We start from the raw sequence: 21,736 nt of genomic DNA, 5'->3' as shown, positions 1-21,736 counted from the left end.
GCCTGCGGGCCGGGTACCCGTGGCGGGCGCGGGACCGGCACCCTGAAAGGGTGAACAGCTCGGGGGGCACCGACCCAGCCAGCATCGACGTCGACGCGGATCTCGACGAGGACGAGGACCTCGACGCCGGGCCCGCGCGCCCGCGCTGGCAACCACGCCGCCGGTCACGCCCACCGGCGCACGGAGCCGCCAGGACCGTCTTCGCCGTCCTCGCCTGGTTCGTGCTGACGGCACTGGCGCTGGTCGCGCTGGGCCGGCTCGTTCACCTGGACGACGCGATCGGCTGGCCCTACCCGGCGCTGAACGCGCTGACGCCGCTGCTCTACCTGCCGGTGTACGCCGTGCTCCTCGTCGGCTTCGCGCTGCGGCGCAACGCGCTGATGGTCGCCGTGGTGCCCCTGATCGGCCTGCACCTGTTCTGGACGGTGCCGGAGGTCTGGCCGGCGACCGGGGGACGGGACGCGCCAGCCGGGGCGGTGCCCGTGCGGGTGCTGGCCTCGAACCTGCTGTACCACAACGCCGACGCCGGCCGGCTCGGCGCCCAGATCAAGGCGGACCAGCCGGATGTCGTCGTGCTGGTCGAGGCCTCGCCGCTCGCCCTCGGCGCGGTCGGGCGCTCGGGCGCGCTCGCGGGCTACCCGCACCACGTGGAGCTGCCGAAGCCCGGGGCGTTCGGCTTCGCCGTGTACTCGCGCTTCCCGCTGTCCGACTGGAGCGTGCGCGAGGTGGGCGGGCAGCCGCTGTCCCGGGTGACCGTCACCCTCGACGGCGGCCGGAAGGTCCTCCTCTACCCCGTGCACACCATCTCGCCGACCACCGCCGCCAACGTCCGCGCCTGGCGGTCCCAGCTCAAGGCGCTCACCGACGAGGTCCGCGCCGCGAAGCTGCCGGTGATCCTGGCCGGCGACTTCAACGCGACCCGCGACCATCGGCCGCTGCGCCGGCTCCTCGACGCCGGCGTGCGTGACGCGCACGACGTCGCCGGCGCCGGCTGGAGCCCGACCTGGTCAACCGAGAGCCTGCTGCCCCCGGTGCTGCGCATCGACCACGTTCTCGCCTCCCCGGCGTTCGTGGTCACCGGCTACCACCGGGGCGACCGGATCGGCTCCGACCATCTGCCCGTCATCGTCGACCTGGCTCTGCGCACCCCCTGACCCGCCCGCGGGCGCGGGCGGCGGGACGAAGCGCCCTAGCGCCAGGGAGGTGGCGGGGCGGGGACGCGGTTCAGGGAGGAGTCGACGGCGCCGAAGCGGTCGTCGCGGCTCTCCCACTGCGCGAAGGCCGCGGTGAGCTCGGCGCGGGTACGGGCGACGAAGTTCCACCACATGAGGATCGGCTCGGCGAACGGGACGCCGCCGAGCAGCAGCGCCCTGGCCGGCTCGCCAGCGTCGAGCGCCAGCTCGTCTCGGCCCTGGCCGAGGTAGGCGAGCTGGCCGGGCCGGACCACCTTCCCCGTGCCCTTCCCCGCGCCGTCCGGGCCGTTCACGACCCGGACCGCGCCCTGGGTGACGAGCAGCGCGTGTTCGAAGTCGCGGCGCAGCGGCAGCACCGCCCGGCCCGGCCGGATCTCCAGGTCCGCGCCGACCAGCTCCGTGTCCCGGCGAGCCGGAGACACCGCGCCGCCGAACTCGCCGACCAGCACGGTCGCCACCGCCACGCCGACCTCGGCGCGCGGCAGCTCCGCGTGGTGCTCGAAGGCCGGCGGGCCGTGCCGGGTGCCCTCCGGCTGCGCCACCCAGAGCTGCACGCCGTGCAGCGTCCCGCGGTAGTCGGTGCCTTCCTCCGCGTGCGCGACCCCATGGCCGGCGGTCATCAGGTTCAGCTGCCCGGGCCGGACGACCTGCTCGGAACCGAGGCTGTCGAGGTGGCGGACCTCGCCGGCCAGCAGCCAGGTGACGGTGTGCAGACCGGTGTGCGGGTGCGGGCCGATGTCGACGCCGCGCGCCTCGCTCGCGCTCGGCCCGACCGCCAGCGGGCCCATGTGGTCGGCGAAGCACCACGCGCCCACGGTGCGCCGGGCGCGGATCGGCAGCACGCGGCGGACCGGGATCGCGCCGACCGTCTGCGCCCTGGCCTCGGTGATCTCGACGCTCGGCGGGCCGGCCACGCCGGTTGGGGCCACCTGTTCCTGGGCGGCGTCCGCCTCCGTGACCGGTCCACTCATCGCGCGCCGCCCTTTCCGTGATCCGCCGAAGCGACCCGATGGGCCCGGCTTCGGCGCGTCTGCCCCGGAGGAACCGCGTCCGGGCACGCATGCTTCCAAGCGGGGACGCGGCAAGCCCGCGGCAGCCGGCACGCCGCGGGCCCTCGGGGGCGGATCGGCGGTCCAGCGGCGCCGCCAGGATCCACGGAAGGGGCCTTAGCGGCCGGTGAACTTGGCCTTGCCGGGACCGCTCTGCTGGAACGATTCCATCCCGATCTTCTGGTCTTCAGTACCGAAGAGGCCGGTGAACAGGCCGATCTCAAGCCGCAGCGCCTCCGACAGACCCATCTCCAGCCCGTCGTTGATCGCCCGCTTGGCGGCGGCGAGCGCCAGCGCGGGGCCGTCGACGTACTGCCTGGCCCGGCGGACCGCCTCGGCGTACACCTCGGCGGCCGGCACGACGGCGTCCGCGAGCCCGATCGCCAGTGCCTCCTCGGCGCCGACCTGCCGCCCGGAGAAGACCAGGTCCTTGGCCTTGGCCGGACCGATCAGCCGTGGCAGGCGCTGCGTGCCGCCGGCGCCGGGGATGACTCCGAGCAGGATCTCCGGCTGGCCTACCTTGGCGTTGTCCGCGAGGATCCGGAAGTCGGCGCACAGGGCCAACTCCAGCCCACCGCCCAGCGCGTAGCCGGTGACGGCCGCGAACACCGGCTTCGGGAGGTGCGCGACGATCTCGAACGTGCCGGTGAGCTCGGCGACCCAGGTGGAGATACCGGCATAGTCCTTGGTCGACATCTCCTTGATGTCGGCGCCCGCGGCGAACACCCGTTCCCCGCCATAGATCACGACCGCGCGGATGTCCGACCGCCTGGACGCCTCGAGCGCCACGTCGCGCAGTTCGGCCGTGAGCTCCGCGTTGAGCGCGTTCATCTTCGGCCGGTCCAGCCGGATGGTCCCGACCCCGTCCTCGACCTCTAGCCGTACGACCGCCACCGGCCGACCTCCTCGTCCCGCCGTCATTCGGACCGCTGTCACCCAAACCGCCGTCACCCAAACCGCCGCCGCACGGACCGCCGCCGCACGGACCGCCGCCGCGCTCGCTCCGGCGCCGCCGTCGGCCGAGCCCGCCGCTCACGGCGCCCAGGCGACGGCACGTCCGACCATCGCATCGTTCGGCGGGGCGCGCCGGGCGTGGTGTGAGTCTTGTCCATCGTCCTCTCGGACGGGGTCCGGCGCCTCCGGTCAGGGATCGGCCCCGCGACGCCCGTGGGTGAGGCATCTCACGTGACCCCGCGAGCCCGCCCCGGAGGGCCGTGTCACCGGCGCCCGAGCGGTCCGCCCCTGGCCTTCTTAGTCCACAGGGATGCCGTTCACCCCTAGGTGATCAGTCTGTTCCGTTAGCGTCACCGATGTGTCGTACACGTTCGAACCAGGTTCCGTGCGCCCGGACCCGACCCGCCCGGCGGCGCTTCCCGGCACGCCGTACCCGCTCGGGGTGCGCCCCGACGCCGAAGGGGCGAACGTCGCCGTCGTCGCGCCCGGCGCGAGCGCCGTCGACTTCTGCGTGCTCGACGGGGAGGGCGGCGAGACACGCCACCGGTTGCCCGAGCGGACCGGCGGCGTCTGGCACGGCTACATTCCCGGCGTCTCGGTGGGGCAGCGTTACGGCCTGCGTGCCCATGGTCCCTACGACCCGGCGCGTGGGCTGCGCTACAACCCGGCCAAGCTGCTGCTCGACCCGTACGCGCGCCGGGTCCAGGGCACGCTCACGCCGCACCCCGCGATCTTCGGATACGGCGACGGTGATCCCTACGGCCACACCGCCGACGGCCAGGACTCGACCCCCTATGTCCCCGTCGGGATCGTCACGGCGCCCGCGGGCGCGGGCCGGGCCGCCGGCTCTCCCCGGCGCGGCGGCGGCCAGGCCCAGGCCGACCCGACCCGCGACCGGCCGCGCACCCCGTGGCGCGACACGGTGATCTACGAGCTGCACGTACGCGGCTTCACCAGGCTGCACCCGGCGGTGCCGCCCGCGCTGCGCGGCACCTACGCCGGCCTCGCCCACCCCGCGGTCCTCGACTACCTGACCGGCCTCGGCATCACCGCGGTCGAGCTGCTCCCGGTGCACGCCCACGTCTCCGAGCCGATCCTGACCGAGCGCGGGCTGACCAACTTCTGGGGCTACAACACGGTCGGCTTCTTCGCCCCGCACCCCGCCTACGCGGCCACCGACGACCCGGTCGCCGAGTTCCGGGCGATGGTGGCCGCGCTGCACGGCGCCGGCCTCGAGGTGCTGCTCGACGTCGTCTACAACCACACCGCCGAGCAGGACGAGCGCGGCCCGACGCTGTCGATGCGCGGCCTGGACAACGCGGTCTACTACCGGCTGGAGCCCACCGACCCGCGCCGCTACCGCGACGTCACCGGGTGCGGCAACACGTTGAACGTCACGTCGCCGCACGTCGTCCGGCTGATCTGCGACTCGCTGCGCTACTGGGTGACCGAGATGGGCGTCGACGGCTTCCGCTTCGACCTCGCCGCCGCGCTCGCCCGCAACCCGGACGGCTTCGACCCGGCCGCGCCGCTGCTCACCGCGATCGGGCAGGACCCGGTGCTCTGCGGCGTCAAACTGATCGCCGAGCCGTGGGACGTGGGCTGGGGCGGTTACCAGGTCGGCGCGTTCCCGCCGCCCTGGGCGGAGTGGAACGACCGCTTCCGGGCCACCGTGCGCGACACCTGGACGGGGCGGGCCGAAAGCGCCGCCGACCTCGGCTACCGGATCACCGCGTCGTCCGACCTGTTCGACCACGCCGGCCGCCCGCCGAGTGCCTCGGTCAACTTCGTCACCGCGCACGACGGCTTCACCCTGGCCGACCTGGTCTCCTACGAGCGCAAGCACAACGAGGCGAACCAGGAGGACAACCGGGACGGCGAGGGCCACAACCGGTCGTGCAACTACGGCGTGGAGGGGCCGACCGGCGACCCGGCGATCCTGGAGCGCCGCCGCCGGGTGCGCCGGGGGATGCTCGCCACCCTGCTGCTGTCCACCGGCGTGCCGATGCTGCTCGCGGGCGACGAGCTCGGCCGTTCGCAGGGCGGCAACAACAACGCCTACTGCCAGGACAACCCGGTCTCCTGGCTCGCCTGGCCCGCGGAGCGGGCGGGCGCCCGGCCCGGCCGCGGCGGCGCCTGGTGGCCGCGGCGACCCGCCGAACGCGCCACCGGCGACGGCGGCGACCGCGGCGCGGACGAGAAGACCACCACGACCGACCAGTGGACGCCCCAGGCGCCCGCGCCCGACCCGGCGGGCGGCGACCCGAGTCTGCCGGACCTGGTCGCCGGCCTGCTGGCGCTGCGGCGGCGCTCCCCGGCGCTGCGCCGGGCGCGGTTCTTCCACGGCGGCCCGTCCAGCGAGATCCGCCGGGCGGACATGACCTGGTTCCTCGCCGACGGCACCCAGATGTCCGACGCCGACTGGCACGCCCCCCACCCGGCCACCCTCGTCGCGTTCATCGCCGGCGACAGCCTCTCCTGGCTCGAGGCCGACGGCACCCCCGCCAGCGGCGACAGCCTGCTGCTCGTGCTCCACCCTGGCGACGAGGACATCGACGTCCGCCTGCCCGGCGCCCCCTGGGCCGCCCGCTACGACCTGCTCCTCGACACCTCGTCCCCCGACCTCACCGACACGCGTGCCACGGTCGAGGATCGCCGTGACCCGCTGGCCACCTACCCCGCGGGCGAGACGGTCCGCGCCGGCTGGTCCTCGTTCCTCGTCCTGCGCGCCCACCGCTGACCCCACCGCCACCCCGTCCCTGGTGCCGGACAGGATGACTGCGCGGCCCGCGGGCGCGCGGGCCGGCGTCGCCGGACGGCGTCGCCGGACGGCGGACCTCCTGAGGATCGTCCGCGCCGGCGCGGACGATGCCTACTCCGGGACGCGGCGGATGGCGGGAACGTGGCCGTCGAGCTCGCCCGCGTCGAAGCGGACGTTGTTCATGAGCCACCAGAACGCGTCGCCGTTGCCCGGGCCCGCGAGCGTGTAGGAGCCGTCGGGCAGCAGCGCGGCCCACCCTTCCGGGAGGCCGACCAGCGTCGCCAGGCCACGCCCGCTGGCGGCGTCCCACAGCCGCACCGTGCCGTCACCGCCACCGGAGACGACGCGGGTGCCGTCCGGGGAGAACGCCACCGCGTATACCGAACCTCCGTGCCCCGTGAGCTGGCGCAGCTCCCGGCCGCTGGCCGCCTCCCACAGCCGCACCGTCCGGTCGGACGCGGCCGTGGCGACGAGAACGCCGTCCGGGGAGAACGCCACGGCGTTCACCGACAGCGCATGGCCGGCGAGCGCCCGCGTCTGCCGGCCCCTGGCCACGTCCCACAGCCGCGCCGTCCCGTCGACCTCGGCGGTGGCCAGACAGGCACCGTCCGGGGAGAACGCCACCGCGTTCACCGGGCCGACGTCACCGGTGAACGCGCGCACCCGCCGACCGCTGGCCACGTCCCACAGCCGCACCGGCTCGCCGAACCCGGCGGTGGCCAGACAGGCACCGTCCGGCGAGAACGCCACCGCGTCCGCCGGGCCGAGGTCACCGGTGAACGCGCGCACCCGCCGACCGCTGGCCACGTCCCACAGCCGCACCGGCTCGTCCAGGCCGGCGGTGGCCAGACAGGCACCGTCCGGCGAGAACGCCACCGCGCACACCCGCTCGGGATCGCCGACGAGGCGGTACCACTCCCGCCCGGTCGCCGCCTGCCAGAAGCACACCGTCCCGTCGGATCCCGCCGAGGCGACCAGCCCTCCGGCCGGGGAGAACGCCACCGCGCCCACGACGCCGTCCTGGCCGGTGAGCTGATGCAGCTGCCGGCCGCTGGCCAGATCCCACAACCGCGCAGTCCCGTCGCCCCCGGCGGAGGCGAGGCAACCGCCGTCCGGGGAGAGCCCGACCGCGTGCACCGCGCCGCCGTGGCCGGTGAGCTCGCGCAGCTGCCGGCCGCTGGCCAGGTCCCACAGCCGTACCGTCCGGTCGTCCCCGGCGGAGGCGAGCCGGGCGCCGTCCGGGGAGAACGCCACCGTGTGCACCACGTCGGCGTGACCAGTGATCCGGCGGAACTCGCGCCCGCTGGCGACCTCCCACACCAACGCCGGTCCGTCGGAATCCGTCGAGGCGACCAGGGCGCCGTCCGGGGAGAACACCACCTCACGCACCTCTTCGGTGTGACCGGTGAACTGGCGCAGCTCCCGCCCGCTGGCCACGTCCCACAGCCGTACCGTCAGGTCGCCCCCGCCGGAGGCGAGCCGGGCGCCGTCCGGGGAGAACGCGACCGACCGAGCCGCGCCGGCGTGACTCGTGATCTTATGCAGCCGCCGCCCACTGGCCGCGTCCCACAGCCGCACCGTTCCGTCGAACGAGGCCGAGGCGAGGCGGGCGCCGTCCGGGGAGAACGCGACCGACCACACCACGTCGGAGTGGCCCGTGATCCTGCGTAGCGACCGCCCGCTGGCCGTCTCCCACAGCCGGATGGTCCGGTCGTTCCCGGCGGAGGCAAGACGGGCGCCGTCCGGGGAGAACGCCACCGACCGCACCGGTCCCTTGTGACCGGTCAACAGGCGAAGTTCCCGCCCGCTGGCCACCTCCCACAGGCACACCGTCGCGTCGAACCCCGCCAGGGCGACCAGGGCGCCGTCCGGGGAGAACGCCACCGCCTCCACCCCGTCGGTGTGACCGGCGAACTGGCGCAGCTCCCGCCCGCTGGCCACGTCCCACAACCGCGCCGTCAGGTCGCCCCCGGCGGTCGCGAGCAGGGCGCCGTCCGGGGAGAAGGCGACGGAGTGCGGCGGCGTGAACGCGGCCGGGGTGACGAGCTGGGCCTGGTCGCGCCCGGTGACCGCGGCGTCGGCCAGCTCTGGGCCGGTCAGCGCGGCCGGGTCGACGGCACAGGACAGCAGCGCCGCCTGGCGCAGCCGCGCGCCGCGCAGCGAGCAGCCGGCGAGGTCGGTGTGGATCAGCCGTGCCCCGGTCAGGTCGGCGCCGGCGAGGTCCGCGCCGGCGAGCGACACGTGGTCGAACACCGCCCCCGTCAGGACCGCCCCACGCAGGACGGCTCCGGCGAGCGTCGTGTGGATCAGCCGCGCGCCGGCGAGGTCCACGCCGGCCCAGTCCACGCCGGCGAGATCCCGGCCGAACAGGTTCGCTCCACGCAGATCCACCCGTCGACCCCCGAGACGCGCCAGCCACCCGAACGGTCATTGTCCGGCACGGTCTTCGCGACCTGGCCGGTCCGCGGGGTCGGATGCCCGACGCGCCTGTTCGACAGCCGACGCGGCGGGGCCGCCGACCGGGTCGCGCCTACGGTTTCGCGAAGGGTTCGGCCTCCCGGAGCCAGTGGAATGGTGGGTTCCACCCGTCCCGGGAGGCCGAGGAGGCGATCTTCAAAGGGGTGGTCAGGGAGTGGCGATCAGGCCCGCCTCGGCGGAGGTGGCGAGCAGCCCGTGGGCGGGCAGGACGTTGACCGTGTAGCCGAACGGGCCGGTGCGGGCGAGCGGGATGACGCCCTCGAAGCGGTGGCCGCCGCCCTCGGCCTCGCCGGCCGGGTGCAGGTCGAGGGCCGCCGGGGCGAGCAGGCGGTCGGTCTCGTCGACGCGGCCGTAGGAGGCCCGCACGACGACGTCGGCCGGGGCGAGGCCGCCGAGCTCGACCGTGGCGCGCACGACCAGGTCCTGGCCGACCTGCGGCGTGTCGCCGAGGCCGGTCGAGTCGACGTTGAGGACCTGCACGCCCGACCAGGCCGAGCGCACCCGCGCCTTCCAGCCCGAGAGGTCCTTCGCGCCGCCGAAGCCGTCGGCCGCCGCCGCTCGCGCCGACACGCCGGCGGGGACGTAGTACCTCTCGACGTACTCCTGCACCATCCGCGTCGCGAGCACCTTGGGCCCGAGGGTGGAAAGGGTGTGCCGGACCATCGCCGTCCAGCGGCGCGGCACGCCGTCGGCGCGGTCGTAGAAGCGGGCCGCGACGGCGTTCTCCAGCAGGTCGTAGAGCGCCGCGGACTCGATGGCGTCGCGCCGGTCCGGGTCCTCGACGCCGTCGGCGGTCGGGATCGCCCAGCCGTTCTGGCCGTCGAACATCTCGTCCCACCAGCCGTCCCGGATGGACAGGTTCAGGCAGCCGTTCAGCGCCGCCTTCATCCCGGACGTGCCACAGGCCTCGAGCGGGCGAAGGGGGTTGTTCAACCACACGTCGCTGCCGGAGTACAGGTAGCGGGCCATGCCGATGTCATAGTCCGGCAGGAAGACGATCCGGTGGCGCACCGCCGGGTCGTCCGCGAACTGGACGATCTGCTGGACGAGCTGCTTGCCGCCGTCGTCGGCAGGGTGGGCCTTGCCGGCGATGACCAGCTGGATCGGCCGCTCGGGGTGCAGCAGCAGCCGGGTGAGCCGGTCGCGGTCGTGCAGCATCAGCGTGAGGCGCTTGTAGGACGGCACCCGGCGGGCGAAGCCGACGGTCAGGACGTCCGGGTCGAAGACGCCCTCCACCCAGTCGAGCTCGCCGGGGGCGGCGCCGCGGGCGAGCCAGGACACCCGCAGCCGGCGGCGCACCTCGGCGACGAGCCCCTCGCGCAGCTCCCGGCGCAGCGCCCACAGCACCTCGTCCGCGATCTTGTCGATCTTGGCGAAGCCGCGGCCGTCCGAGGACAGCAGCGCGGGCTCCGCCTCGCGGTCGGCCAGCTCGATCAGCGTCCGGGAAACCCAGGTGGGGGCGTGCACGCCGTTGGTGACCGAGCCGATCGGCACGTCGGCCGGGTCGAATCCGGGCCACAGGCCGTTGAACATCTCCCGGCTGACGATGCCGTGCAGCTGGCTCACGCCGTTGGAGCGCTGCGCCAGCCGCAGGCCCATGTGCGCCATGTTGAACATGTTCGGGTCCGGCTCGGCGCCGAGTTCCAGCACCCGCTCGACCGGCACGCCGTCCCAGGCGTTGTCGCCGCCGAAATGCCGGGCGACCAGGTCCTTCGGGAACCGGTCGATACCGGCCGGCACCGGGGTGTGCGTGGTGAACAGGGTGCCGGCGCGGGTGGCCTCGAGCGCCTCGTCGAAGCTCAGCCCGCCGGCGACCAGCTCACGGATCCGCTCCAGGCCGAGGAACCCGGCGTGGCCCTCGTTGGTGTGGTACACCTCCGGCGCCGGGGCGCCGGTGACCTGGGAGAACACCCGCAGGGCGCGCACGCCGCCGATGCCGAGCAGCATCTCCTGCAGCAGCCGGTGGTCGGTGCCGCCGCCGTAGAGCCGGTCGGTGACACCCCGCTCGGCCGGCTGGTTGTCCTCGACGTCCGAGTCGAGCAGCAGCAGCGGGACCCGGCCGACCTGCGCCTTCCAGATCTGCGCGTGCAGGGCGCGCCCCTCGGGCAGCCCGACGACCACCTTCTGCGGCACGCCCGCGGCGTCGGTCAGCTGGGTGAGCGGCAGGCCGTGCGGGTCGATGCCCGGGTAGCGCTCCTGCTGCCAGCCGTCGCGCGAGAGCGACTGGACGAAGTAGCCGGCACGGTAGAGCAGCCCGACGCCGACGATCGGCACGCCGAGGTCGCTCGCGGTCTTGAGGTGGTCGCCGGCCAGGATGCCCAGCCCGCCGGAGTACTGCGGCAGCACCTCGGTGATGCCGAACTCGGGCGAGAAGTACGCGATCGCGGCCGGCGCGCCCTCGAGGTGCCGGCGCTGGTACCACAGTTCGGCGCCGAGGTACTCCTGCAGTTCGTCGGCGGCGTCGGTCAGCCGGCGCAGGAACCGACGGTCGCCGGCGAGCGTGACCAGCCGATCGTGGTCGACCTCCCCGAGCAGGCGAACCGGGTCGCCCTTGGTCGCCCGCCACAGCTCAGGGTCGACCGACTCGAACAGATCCAGCGTCTCCGGGTGCCACGACCAGCGGAGGTTCATGACCAGACCGGCGAGCGGAGCAAGCTGCTCGGGAAGTTGCGCGCGAACGGTGAACCGTCGGAGTGCTCTCACGAAGACGGGAGCCTAGACAGTGCCCGTGAACTGGCCACACCCGGGTCGTGTCCGTGGGTTACCAGCAGGAAAACCCTGCGCGAGGCCGGGCGGAATGGTGAACGAGTGCCCGGATCATCCCCTCTTTCGACCTCGTTCGTATCCACCATTGGGCGGCCGGCCGCCCTGGGCGGCGCGCGCCGGAACCGGCGAACGCGCGGCCCTGGGCGGCGCCCTCCCACGCCGCGGGCCCGCGTCAGTCCGTCGGGCCCCGCCTCAGTCCTCGGACCCGCTCAGTCCTCGGACCCCCTCAGTCCGCGGACTCCCTCTCAGTCCTCTGGGCCCGCCTCGGCGATCTTGGCCGCGAGGGCGGCCATGACGGTCGGGTCGCGCAGGGTGGTCACGTCGCCGAGGGCACGTCCTTCCGCGACGTCCCGGAGCAGCCGACGCATGATCTTGCCGGAACGGGTCTTCGGCAGATCCTCGGCCCAGATGATCCGCTTCGGCCGGGCGAGCTTGCCGATCCGGGTCGCGACGTGGTCGCGCAGTTCGGCGACCGTCGCGTCGTCACCGGCCCGCCCGCCGGCGAGCGTCACGAAGGCCACGATGGCCTGGCCGGTCTGCTCGTCGGCCTGGGCGACGACCGCCGCCTCGGCGACCGCCTCGTGCGCCACGATCGCCGACTCGACCTCGGCGGTGGACAGCCGGTGCCCGGAGACGTTGATGACGTCGTCGATCCGGCCGATGATCCAGAAGTAGCCGTCGGCGTCGACCCGGGCCGCGTCGCCGACCAGGTAGGTCGTCGGGCCGAACCGGGAGAAGTAGGTCTTGACGAACCGCTCGTCGTCCTTGTACAGCGTCCGCAGCATCGACGGCCACGGCTGGGTGATCACCAGCACGCCGGTGCCCTCGGTGAGGGGCTGCCCGTCCTCGGTCAGCAGCGCCGGGGTGATGCCGGGCAGCGGCCTGGTCGCCGAACCGGGCTTGGTCGCCGTGACGCCCGGGATCGGGGAGATCATGATGGCGCCGGTCTCCGTCTGCCACCAGGTGTCGACGATCGGGCAGCGCCCGCCGCCGATCACCTTGTGGTACCAGAGCCACGCCTTCGGGTTGATCGGCTCGCCGACGGTGCCGAGCAGGCGCAGCGAGCTCAGGTCATGCCGGTCCGGGTACTGGGCGCCCCACTTCATGCACGCCCGGATCGCCGTCGGCGCCGTGTAGAAGACGGTCACCTTGTACTCGTCGATCAGCTTCCACCAGACGTCGAAGTCCGGGTAGTCGGGCGCTCCCTCGTACATCACGCTGGTCGCGCCGCTCGACAGCGGGCCGTAGATGATGTAGGAGTGGCCGGTGATCCAGCCGACGTCGGCGGAACACCAGTAGACGTCGCTCTCCGGGTCGATGTCGAAGACCGTCTGGTACGTGTAGGTCGCGCCGAGCAGGTAGCCGCCGGTGGTGTGCAGGATGCCCTTCGGCTTCGCCGTCGAGCCCGAGCTGTAGAGGATGAACAGCGGCGCCTCGGCGGACATCGGCTCGGGTGGGCACACCGGGTCGGCGGCGGCGACCAGCTCCTCGTACCAGACGTCCCGGCCGGGCGTCATCGGCGCGCGGGCGCCACCGAGGGCGGCCGCCCCGACCGCCTCCACGACAACGATGCGCTCCAGGCTCTTCAGGTCACCCATCTCCGCGTCGACGGCGGCCTTCACCGGCGCGGTCCGGCCCTTGCGGCGCGCCCCGTCCACGGTGATGAGGACCTTGGCGTCCGAGACCTCCATCCGCTCCTTCACGGCCGACGGGGCGAAGCCACCGAAGACGACGTTGTGCACCGCGCCGATCCGGGCGCAGGCCAGCATCGCCGCCGCGACCTGCGGGATCATCGGGAGGAAGATGCCGACGACGTCGCCGCGGCCGACGCCGAGGGAGCGCAGCCCGTTCGCCAGCCGCTGCGTCTCGTCGAGCAGGTCGGCGTACGTGACGGCGCGCCGCTCGCCCTCCTCCCCGGCCCAGTGGAAGGCGACCCGGTCGCCCCGGCCGGCGGCGACGTGCCGGTCCAGGCAGTTCGCCGAGATGTTGAGCTCGCCGTCCTCGAACCACTTGTAGAACGGCGGGTTCGCGTCGTTCAGGACCGTGGTGAACGGCGTGTCCCAGTCGAGCAGCTCACGGGCCTTGTCGGCCCAGAAGGCCACCGGGTCGGCCGCGGCCGCCGCCGCGTCGGCCTCGACCGGCCGCCGGCGGGTGAACCCCGCCGGCGGGTCGAAGCTCTCGACCGACAGCAGCCGCTCCAGCTCGGCCTCCAGCGTGCCGGCTTCCGGCTCCCCCGCGCGGCTGGCGCCGGCCTGGTCGGTGGTGGTCACGCGTCCTCCTCGACGACGAAGACAAGGTCGAGCCGGCCGGGCGGGCGGCCTGGCCCGTGGCGGCGTTCACACGGGGTCTACCACGGGTCCCGAACGACCGTCGATCGGCGTTTCGCCCGACGGTACGCCTTACGCGGTGAGCGGCGTCACACCCCGACGAGCGGACGCGCCGCCACGGCGGCCGGCCGCGCCTTCGGCGCCCTCGTCACAGGACCGCGGCGACGACCCGAACGGACGTCACCGCCCAGCCGCGGCCGCGACGCGGCCACCGGCGACGCGACCACCAGTGACGAGGCCGGTCAGGTGGGCGAGGAGCTCCTCGCCGGCGAGCAGGCCGGCGGCGGCGGTGACGTGCAGGTGCGGGGCGGTCCAGGCGCGGTCGTGGAGCTCGCCGTGGGCCGGGCGGACGGCCGCGTCGGCGGCCAGCAGCATCGGGGCGTCGAGGAGGGAGTCGCCCGCGGCGGCGACGCGGGTGGCGCCCGCGCGGCGGGCGACCTCGGCGAGCGCGGCCTGCTTGGTCAGCGCCGCCGGGACCAGGTAGACCTTGCGGCCCTGCACGGACACCGTCCAGCCGGCGGCGGCGAGCTCGTCGGTGACCCCGGCGAGGTCGGGGATGCCGTCGCGCTCATGAGCCACCAGGTAGACGAACAGGTCGTCGGCGACCCTCGTCAGCCGGCACCAGCCGCCGGTGGCCAGCCGCTCGGCGATCGCGAGCACGTCGGCGAGGGGAGCGCCGCCGCGCAGCCGCTCGGCGACGGCGTCCGCCCACGCCGGGTCGACGACCCCGTCGACGAGCAGGTGACCGCCGTTGGCGGCGACCGCGTAGCGCGGCGTCACCCCCAGGTCGACCCGGCCGTACTGGGCGAGCGTGCGGGTGGTCACCGGCACGAGCACGGCGCCCTCGTGCAGCGCGGCGACTCCGGCGAACGCCGTCTCGGTCATGAACGCCCACGGCTCGCCGTCGATCCGTTCGACCAGCACCAGCGGGGGCTCGCCGACGCCGTCGGGCAGCCGGAACGAGCGCCGCGAGAAGATCAACGTCTGGTCGAGGTCGCACGCGACCAGCCAGCGCGGGCCAGGGACGGGCGCCGCGCCGGCGGACGCCGCGCCGGCGGACGGCGCGCTCACCGGCGGGCCTCGCCGGCGGCGGGCGGGCGCCAGCGCTCCTGCGGGGTGTGGAACTGGGGCTTCTCCCCGCCGGCGCGCACCGGGCGGACCAGGCCGACGCAGGAGAACGGCAGGCCGGGCATCTCCTCGACGGGGACGCCGCGGGCCTCGGCGAGCGCCACCACGTGCGCGAGCTCGTCGGCCCGGTCCGGGGCGATCAGCACCCGCCAGGGCACCCGGCGCAGCAGCACTCGGGTGGCCTCCCCGACGCCCGGCTTGACCATCGCGACGTCGGGGATCTCGTAGCGCTCGGCGATCCGCTCGACCGCGGCCCAGCCCTCCCAGGTCGGCGCCCGGTCGGACGCCCACAGCGCGGGCCAGGTCGCCGCCACCTCGTCGACGACCGCGGCGAACCGGCCGACGACGGTCTCGATGAAGTGCCGGGACAGGTCGTGCGGCTCGAGGTCGCGGTAGTACTTCGCGCCGTGGAAGTCGGCCTCGCCGACGTGCTCGGCGTTGAGCACCGTCCGGCTGACCAGGCCGGACACGGTCGAGTTCAGGCAGGCGCTCGGGATGAGGAAGTCGTCGCGCGTGCCGTAGAGCGGCACGCACCTGGCCGGGTCGGCGAGCACGGCGAGGGTGTCGTCGAGGCCGAGCGGGGTGACCGCCTCGGTGAGCACCCGGGTCATCACGCCCTTGCCGGTCCAGCCGTCGACGAACTGGAGAGCCGCCGGGTCGTGGCGGGCGGTGAGGTGGCGCACGGCGTTCAGGTCGACCCCGCGGTCCTTGATCACGGAGATCGCGTAGTGCGGCACGTCGAGGCCGTAGCGGAAGGCGTACCAGCGGCGCATGAGGATGCCGATCGGCGTGCCCGCGCGGGCGATCGAGACCAGCACCGGCGCCGGTTTCCTGACCCGTACCAGCTCGGAGACCAGGCCGACGGCGAGCGCGACCCGGGTCGCCGACCGCTCCAGCGCCTGGTGGTAGAGCGCGAGGTAGCGCTCGTCCGGCTGGTACTCGACCGGCAGGTCCTCGGAGTAGTGCCGGCCGCGCTGCATCTCCTCCTCACGGTCCTCCGTGGGCCGCTCGAGGGCGACCGAGGACAGGTCCTTGAGCAGGAACGTGACGTCCGCCGGGTCGTACGAGCCGGAGCCGACCGTGCCGGGCAGGCCGGCGCCGGCCGGGGCTCCCGGGGGAACGGGGCCGGCCACCGCGGCGGTCCCGGTGGTGGCCGTCGTGGTGGTGGCGGCGGTCGTGGTCATCGGGCACCTTCCGGGACGAACGACGGCAGCGTGACGACGGTGACCGGCGCGCAGCGGCGCAGCGCCTCGACGAGGCCGGCCAGCGCCGGCCCCTCCCCCACGGCCGGGGCGGCCGCGTCGACCCCGTCGTCGACCACGACGACGATGTCGTCGTAGGGGTCCACGGAGGCGTCGCCCACGGAGGCGCGGCTGGCGGGGGACGGGTCACCGGTGCGCGCGCGGCGCGCCGGCACGTTGTAGACCTGGCTGGCCCTGCTCGGGTCGTCCGGCGCGGGGAACTCCAGCGCGCACCGGATCGCGTAGCCGGGCACGTCGAGCGGGTGCACCGGCGAGCGGGTGGTCGACTGGTAGCGCGTCTCGCCGCCGGTGGCCCGGCCGAGCGCCGCGGCCAGCCGCATCGGGGTGTACATGAGCTCCTCGGTGCCGAGGACGAGCGTCCGCCCGCCGGGCTCGACCAGCCGGGCGGCGACCGACGCGGCGAGGCCGGCCACCACCTCGTCGAGCAGGCGCCGGTGCCGCGGCGTCCAGCCGTGCCGGCCGCCGTCGGGCAGCTCGGCGGGCCACGCCGGGCGAACCCAGCTGACCGTGCCGGTGCCGCCGTCCGTCAAACCGGTGTCCGTCGAACCGGCGCCCGTCGAGCCACCGTCCGGGCCGGCGCCCGCCAGGCCGCCGGGCGCGGGCGGCGCGTGGCGGGCGCGCAGCGCTCGGGCGCGGTCGGCGATGTCCGGCGGCACCGCGACGGTCGCGGACACCAGCGAGACGACGTCCACCGGCACGCCCAGCTCGTCGGCCAGCTCGTCGAACGCGGTCCGTGCCGCGGCCGGCCGCGCGTCCAGCAGCGCCGCGACCGTGTAGGCAGGCCGGGGCGCGAGCGCGTGCAGCGCGCGGATCGTGCCGAGCGCCGTGTTGCCGGTGGACAGTTCGTCGTCGACGAGCAGCAGTGGGCGCGGGTCGGTCAGCAGCCGCCGGTCCGCCGGCAGCAGCCAGTGGTGCACGGCGTGCGAGTGCGCCTCGGCGAGCTCCAGCTCGGAGCGCATCCCGGCGACCGCGCGGCGGGTGGTGTGCAGGTAGTCGGCGTCGGCGAAGCCGTCGGCGACCGCGTGCCCGAGCGCCGTCGCCGTCTCGCAGTAGCCGAGGACGAACGGGGCGCCGCCGGCGCGGCCGACGGCCGAGGACGCCCGTGCCCAGTCCGCGAGCGCCGTGCCCGCGCCGAGCGCGACCTCCGGCCGGACCGGCAGGTGCTTGCCGAGCACCCGGCTGACCAGCAGGTGCGCGCGGCGCGGGTTGCGCCGCAGCGCGAGCCCGATCATCCCGCGCAGCCCGGCGCCGGTGACGTCCTCGGTGACCTCGGCCGTCAGCCCCAGCGCCTCCCAGAGCCAGCCGTCGTCGGCCGCGTCATCCATGGCCGCGGCGGCCGCCGGGTCAGCGGTCCCGGCGGCCGGCGCGCCGCTCAAGCAGTCACCGCCTGGCTCGCGGCGAGCACGTCCACGAAGGTGTGGCCCTCCCGCAGCACCCCGAAGGCGGTCGCGCGGCGCACCACGGCCTGCGCCCAGAGCCGGTGCGGGCGCAGCTCGTTCATCTTGTTCGCGTAGCGGCTGGGCCGGACGCCGCCGGCCTCGCCGGCGAGCACCGTCTGCGCGTCCTCGTACTCCTCGTGCGTGACGACGTAGAGGGCGTGGACCGCGGCGACGTGGCTGGGGTGGATGACGGTCTTGCCGATGAGGCCGTTCGCCTTGTCCAGCACTACCTCCTTGATCAGCCGGTCGAGGTCCGCGGACACCAGGTCGCGGCGCAGCGCCTGGCCCTGGACCACCGGGTCGACGAGCTCGACGTTGGCGAACGGGGTGACCCGCAGCGAGCTGACGAACAGCCGCTCGGGCTGGGCGAAGTACTCCCAGACCGGCCCGGTGACGACGTGCTCGCCGCCGCGGGCGCAGACATTGACGATGTCGGCGATGCAGTCGCGGACCACCGCGATGTCGTAGATGGTGAGGTCGCGGTCCCGGCGCAGCCCGAACAGCCCGGACAGATCGGTGGCGCCCAGCCGCACGGCCAGCACGTGCTCGGCGTGCTTGTCAAGCAGCCGGCGCACCCCGAGCAGGGTCTCCAGCCGGCTCTCCCGGTTGATGACCTCCGGGCTCTCCAGCACGGGCATCGCCCACAGCGGCCGGCCCAGGTCGTCCCCGGCGCGCAGCACCGCGTCCAGCGCCACCTCGCCGGTGTCCTCGACGAACTTCGGCAGCACGAACCCGGCCAGCAGCGCCGCCGCGGCGGGCGTCAGGCCCGCGACCAGCGCGGGGATCTGCTCGGCCGCGCGCACCCGGACGAACAGGAGGCCAGGGCTCTCACCGGCGGCGGGCGGGCTGTCGCCCAGCTCGTTGAGGGCGAGGACCACGTTCGCCTCGGCGGCCGGGACCTCGTGGTCGGCGATCGCGTCCTCCAGGCAGAGCACCATCGACGCCACACCGGCGGCCAGCTGGCGGCGCACGTCGTCCGCCAGCCGCGGCCGGGTGCCCGGCGCGTAGAGGGTGGCGCCCAGCGCGGTGGCGACCAGCCTCCGCTCGTCCGCCGCGGAGATCTCCTGGGGCGGACAGTGGAACAACGCGTCCGTGGCCGCCGCGTCGAGGAAGGCGAAGTGTCGCAACAGAGCGGCTCCTTCTTCTGGCTCGGCGTGCCTGGCATCGTCGGTGCCGGCCGGCACCTCCCAGCCGCCCCGGACACCGTCGGACCTGGGACAACGCCCGACCCGTCGGACCGTACCTCCCAGGAGGGGACGGTTGCTGGGAAACGTCCGAGTGACGCCTTCTCGACATTTGCCGGCAATGGCTTCGTTTCGGGCAAGCCCGCCCAGCCGGCCACGCGGCCGGCTCGCTCCCTTCGAGGCCACGCGGGGAGCGCGGGCGCCCCACAGCCGCTTGTACTCGGCCCCGGAGCGGGGGTTCTGCCCGCCGTCCCCGGTCCCGCTGTGCAGCGTCGAGCAGACGTTGCCCACGTTCGGGTCGCTGAAGTAGCTCTCGTAGCCCATGACGTCCTTGTTGGCTACGAAGGTCTCCCACATCTTCCGGATGTACAGCGGGTTGTCGCCGCCGCCGTTGCCGCTGCAGGAGGCGACGCCCCACTCACCGACGGAGAGCTTCTTGCCGTGCTCCCTGGCGAACTGGGCCGCGTAGCAGAGCCCGTTCGGGTCGTTGCACTGCTTGTCGAAGGCCTCGTCGGAGTGCGACGGCGGGAAGTGGTCGTACGGGTCGATCCCGATGTAGTCCACGTACTCGTCGCCCGGGTACGCGGGCCAGGGCGTGCCGCCCGCGGGGACCGGCGAGTTGTGCCCGTTGAAGGTCCAGTCGATCTTCACGTCCGGGTTCGTGGACCGGATCGCGGTGGCGATGTTCTGGAAGCACTTCACCCAGTTCGTCGGGTCGTCGTCGACGTGCCAGTACATGAACTTGCCGTTGAACTCCCAGCCCAGCCGCACGATCGAGTCGGCGCGGTTGCGGTTCACCAGGAAGGAGCCGAACTTCTTCCACTGCTCGTTGTAGGCACCGCTCGCGCACTCGGCGTTGTTGCCGGCCCCCTCCGGGTACAGCGGCTGGCTGATCACCAGAGTGCCCGGGAAGGCCTTGAAGTCGTCCACCGGCCACTTCGGCTCGACGAGCGGTCCCCAGCCGTTGTCACGAATCGTGAACACGTGGGCGACGTCGATCGCCCGGCCGCGCCAGGTGCCGAAGTCCAGGTAGGGCTGCAGCGGGTTGTCCGGGTGGACGCCGGACATCCACGGCAGCCCGGAGTGCTCCCCGACGGTGTCCAGCGGGCTGCCCGCCCCGGGCTCGCCGCCCACGGGCAGGGTGGGCACGGCCGTCCTGGTGTCGACGTCCAGCTGGCCGTTGGCGACGCGCTCCCCCTGCGTGGCGACGACCGAGACCGTGCCGACGAAGCCGGCCGGCACCCGGAACCCGAGCAGGAAGCGGCCGTCCTCGCCGGGCTTCATCGTCGCCGATCCCCCGAGGCTGTCGGTGGTCGCCTCGATGAGGGTGTCCTCGCCCGGCAGGAAGCCGCGGCCGCCGACGAGCACGATGTCCGAGTCGAACAGCACGATGGCCAGGGTCGGCACGCTGGCCACGGAGCTGGACACGCCCTCCTGGTCGGGCGGCGGGGTCGGGGTCGTCGTGGCCGCGGCGCCCGGCATCAGCGTCCCGAGCAGCGCGACGGTGAAAGCGGCGGCCAGCAGGCCGAGGACGTGCCGGCGCCGGCGCCAGGCCGCGAGCGGCGCCGGTCGGCGCCGGGCTCGCGAGGAGGTCGAGGTTGGGACGGCGGGAACCAGACGGCCTACCGGAGGGGACGGACGGCCGTTGTAGGTCAGGGCCATGCGTGAGCGCTGCCTTTCGATCATGGCGGGCGGGTCCGCGCCTGTGACACTCCGTGCTCCCGCTGCGCGCGGGAGACACCGACAGGGCCCCGGCTGCACATCGACCGGCGGTGGCGACCTGGCTCCGTCCCCTCCGAAGCGCCTTGACGGCTCTCCGAACGGTGCCCGCCCCAACCGACGCGCTGATTACCGACGCACCCACGGATACACGGCAATAACTGATCACAGGCATAGTAATCGGCCCAGGAGGCGCCGCGACAGGCGGCACATGGAAACTCTTCCGGACATTCCGGTGCACCTCATCCGCACGCCACGCGATTCCGACACGGCGTGCCGAAGCAGACCCGGAACATCTCCGGAAACACAACAATCGATCTAGTTGCCAGCAACCATTTGCTCGGCGCGCGAACCGGCCCACCGATCCCGGTCAGCGCACGACGAGCACGTCATCCGGCGGATGGCTAACCGCGACCTCTTCGCCTCCGGCGGGCACCGCCAGCACCCGGATGCCCCACGGCAGCAACGCGCCGTCGAGCCGCACCTCCATCGTCCTGGTCGCCCGCTCGGTGGACGGCGCCAGCCGGGCGAGCGCCTGCCCTTCGGCGAGCGCCCCCGGCGGAAGCATCCCCGGCCGTGCCACCAGCACCAGCTCGGGCACCACGCCGCCGCTGCGGACCCGCACCCGCAGAACGCGCCGCCGCCAGCCGGCCCGGGACACCGAGTACGACACCCAGGGCCGCCCCAGGCGGTCGGCGGGGGGGTCGTCGTCCTGGTCGTGCTCCTCGTCGTCGTCCAGCCGGTCGCCCGGGCCGCCGGCGTCCTCGTCCGGCCCGAGGCCGTCGCCGCCATGACCGATCGGCGTCCCGGCGGCCGGTGGCATGACCAGCGGGGAAGGACCCGCCGAGTCCGTCGCCGGGTAGGCCAGCCGGGGCGGGAAACCGGCGAGCTCGGGCGGGCCGCCGAAGCCGGGCGCCGACGGCGCCTGGCCGTCCGGGCTCACCGGCGCGAACAGGTCGGTATGCGTGGCGGGCAGCGTCCAGCCGCCACGCGGGTCGGGCGCCGGCGCGGGCCAGGCCGGCGTCCCCAGCGACGGCAGGTGCGCCGGGTTGGCCAGCTGACCGGAGGACGGGTCGGTCGGCCGCCCGACCTCGGGAACCCACGGCACGGGACCCGCCTGCCCGGCGGAGGGTGCCAGCGGACGCGGCCCGTCCGGCGCGCCGGGACGCGCCCCGACGCCACCCGCGACCGGCGCGACGCCGCCCGCCGGCGTGGTGGGCTGCGGCGCGGTGGGCGGGCCCGGGGTTCCCGCCGGATCCGGCATTCCCGTCCGATCGGCGAAGCCAAGCGGGGACATCTGCTGGGAGGTCGTCCAGCCGGCGTCGGGCCACGCCCGCGCCGCCGGTCCTGGCTGTGGGGCCGACGGGGGCGTGAGCGGTGGCGGAACCGGCCCGGGCCCGGGTGACGCGCCCGGGGTTCCTGCCTGATCGGCGACAGGGTTCCTGCCGGATCGGCGGAGCCGATGCGGCAGGGGGG

At 74.5% G+C, this 21,736-nt stretch carries 12 protein-coding genes; 2 read left to right on the top strand and 10 right to left on the bottom strand.

The features are described from left to right. The first annotated feature begins 50 nt into the window (after positions 1-50). Complete coding sequence (locus I6A81_RS27145; protein ID WP_307874942.1) at positions 51-1,154, top strand: endonuclease/exonuclease/phosphatase family protein; 1,104 nt, start codon at positions 51-53, stop codon at positions 1,152-1,154. Between the two features lie 35 nt (positions 1,155-1,189). Here I6A81_RS27145 and I6A81_RS27140 read toward each other — a convergent pair whose 3' ends face one another. Continuing rightward, positions 1,190-2,164 (bottom strand): pirin family protein, encoded by a 975-nt coding sequence (locus I6A81_RS27140; RefSeq protein ID WP_203005640.1) that lies wholly within the window; start codon positions 2,162-2,164, stop codon positions 1,190-1,192. 195 nt (positions 2,165-2,359) lie between these two features. Then, positions 2,360-3,136 carry an enoyl-CoA hydratase/isomerase family protein gene (locus tag I6A81_RS27135; RefSeq protein WP_203005639.1) on the bottom strand — a complete coding sequence of 259 codons (777 nt, stop codon included), beginning with the start codon at positions 3,134-3,136 and terminating at the stop codon, positions 2,360-2,362. Between the two features lie 418 nt (positions 3,137-3,554). Here I6A81_RS27135 and glgX point away from each other — a divergent pair, with 418 nt between their 5' ends. Next, positions 3,555-5,936, top strand: coding sequence for a glycogen debranching protein GlgX (glgX, locus tag I6A81_RS27130; RefSeq protein ID WP_203005638.1), 2,382 nt, complete (start codon positions 3,555-3,557; stop codon positions 5,934-5,936). 132 nt (positions 5,937-6,068) lie between these two features. Here the strand turns inward: glgX and I6A81_RS27125 are convergent, their stop codons facing one another. The 8 genes from I6A81_RS27125 to I6A81_RS27085 form a co-directional block, all read right to left on the bottom strand. Beyond that, positions 6,069-8,348, bottom strand: a complete 2,280-nt coding sequence (locus tag I6A81_RS27125) for a WD40 repeat domain-containing protein (protein WP_203005637.1) — start codon at positions 8,346-8,348, stop codon at positions 6,069-6,071. A 234-nt stretch (positions 8,349-8,582) separates the two neighbouring features. Further along, the gene (gene glgP / locus I6A81_RS27120) at positions 8,583-11,138 is read right to left on the bottom strand and encodes an alpha-glucan family phosphorylase (protein WP_203005636.1); all 2,556 of its coding nucleotides are present in this window, start codon (positions 11,136-11,138) and stop codon (positions 8,583-8,585) included. Positions 11,139-11,446: 308 nt separating this feature from the next. After that, the gene (gene acs, locus I6A81_RS27115) at positions 11,447-13,471 is read right to left on the bottom strand and encodes an acetate--CoA ligase (protein WP_203005635.1); all 2,025 of its coding nucleotides are present in this window, start codon (positions 13,469-13,471) and stop codon (positions 11,447-11,449) included. Between the two features lie 237 nt (positions 13,472-13,708). Further along, on the bottom strand, positions 13,709-14,599 hold the full coding sequence (locus I6A81_RS27110; protein WP_307874941.1) for a sucrose-6-phosphate hydrolase: 891 nt from the start codon (positions 14,597-14,599) through the stop codon (positions 13,709-13,711). Beyond that, positions 14,596-15,840, bottom strand: coding sequence for a cysteine protease StiP family protein (locus I6A81_RS27105; RefSeq protein WP_203005634.1), 1,245 nt, complete (start codon positions 15,838-15,840; stop codon positions 14,596-14,598). Before I6A81_RS27105 ends, I6A81_RS27110 begins: the two co-directional genes overlap by 4 nt. After that, on the bottom strand, positions 15,837-17,243 hold the full coding sequence (locus I6A81_RS27100; protein WP_203005644.1) for a phosphoribosyltransferase family protein: 1,407 nt from the start codon (positions 17,241-17,243) through the stop codon (positions 15,837-15,839). The genes I6A81_RS27105 and I6A81_RS27100 overlap by 4 nt, the downstream gene beginning before the upstream one ends. 47 nt (positions 17,244-17,290) lie before the next feature. After that, positions 17,291-18,484 carry an HpcH/HpaI aldolase/citrate lyase family protein gene (locus I6A81_RS27095; RefSeq protein WP_203008481.1) on the bottom strand — a complete coding sequence of 398 codons (1,194 nt, stop codon included), beginning with the start codon at positions 18,482-18,484 and terminating at the stop codon, positions 17,291-17,293. Positions 18,485-20,630: 2,146 nt separating this feature from the next. Further along, positions 20,631-21,557 (bottom strand): hypothetical protein, encoded by a 927-nt coding sequence (locus tag I6A81_RS27085; RefSeq protein ID WP_203008204.1) that lies wholly within the window; start codon positions 21,555-21,557, stop codon positions 20,631-20,633. Between the last annotated feature and the right edge of the window lie 179 nt (positions 21,558-21,736).

The organism is Frankia nepalensis, from assembly GCF_016786325.1.
Lineage (GTDB): Bacteria > Actinomycetota > Actinomycetes > Frankiales > Frankiaceae > Pseudofrankia > Pseudofrankia nepalensis.
Note: the sequence above shows the minus strand (reverse complement) of the source record. Positions and strands in the feature narration are given on the sequence as shown.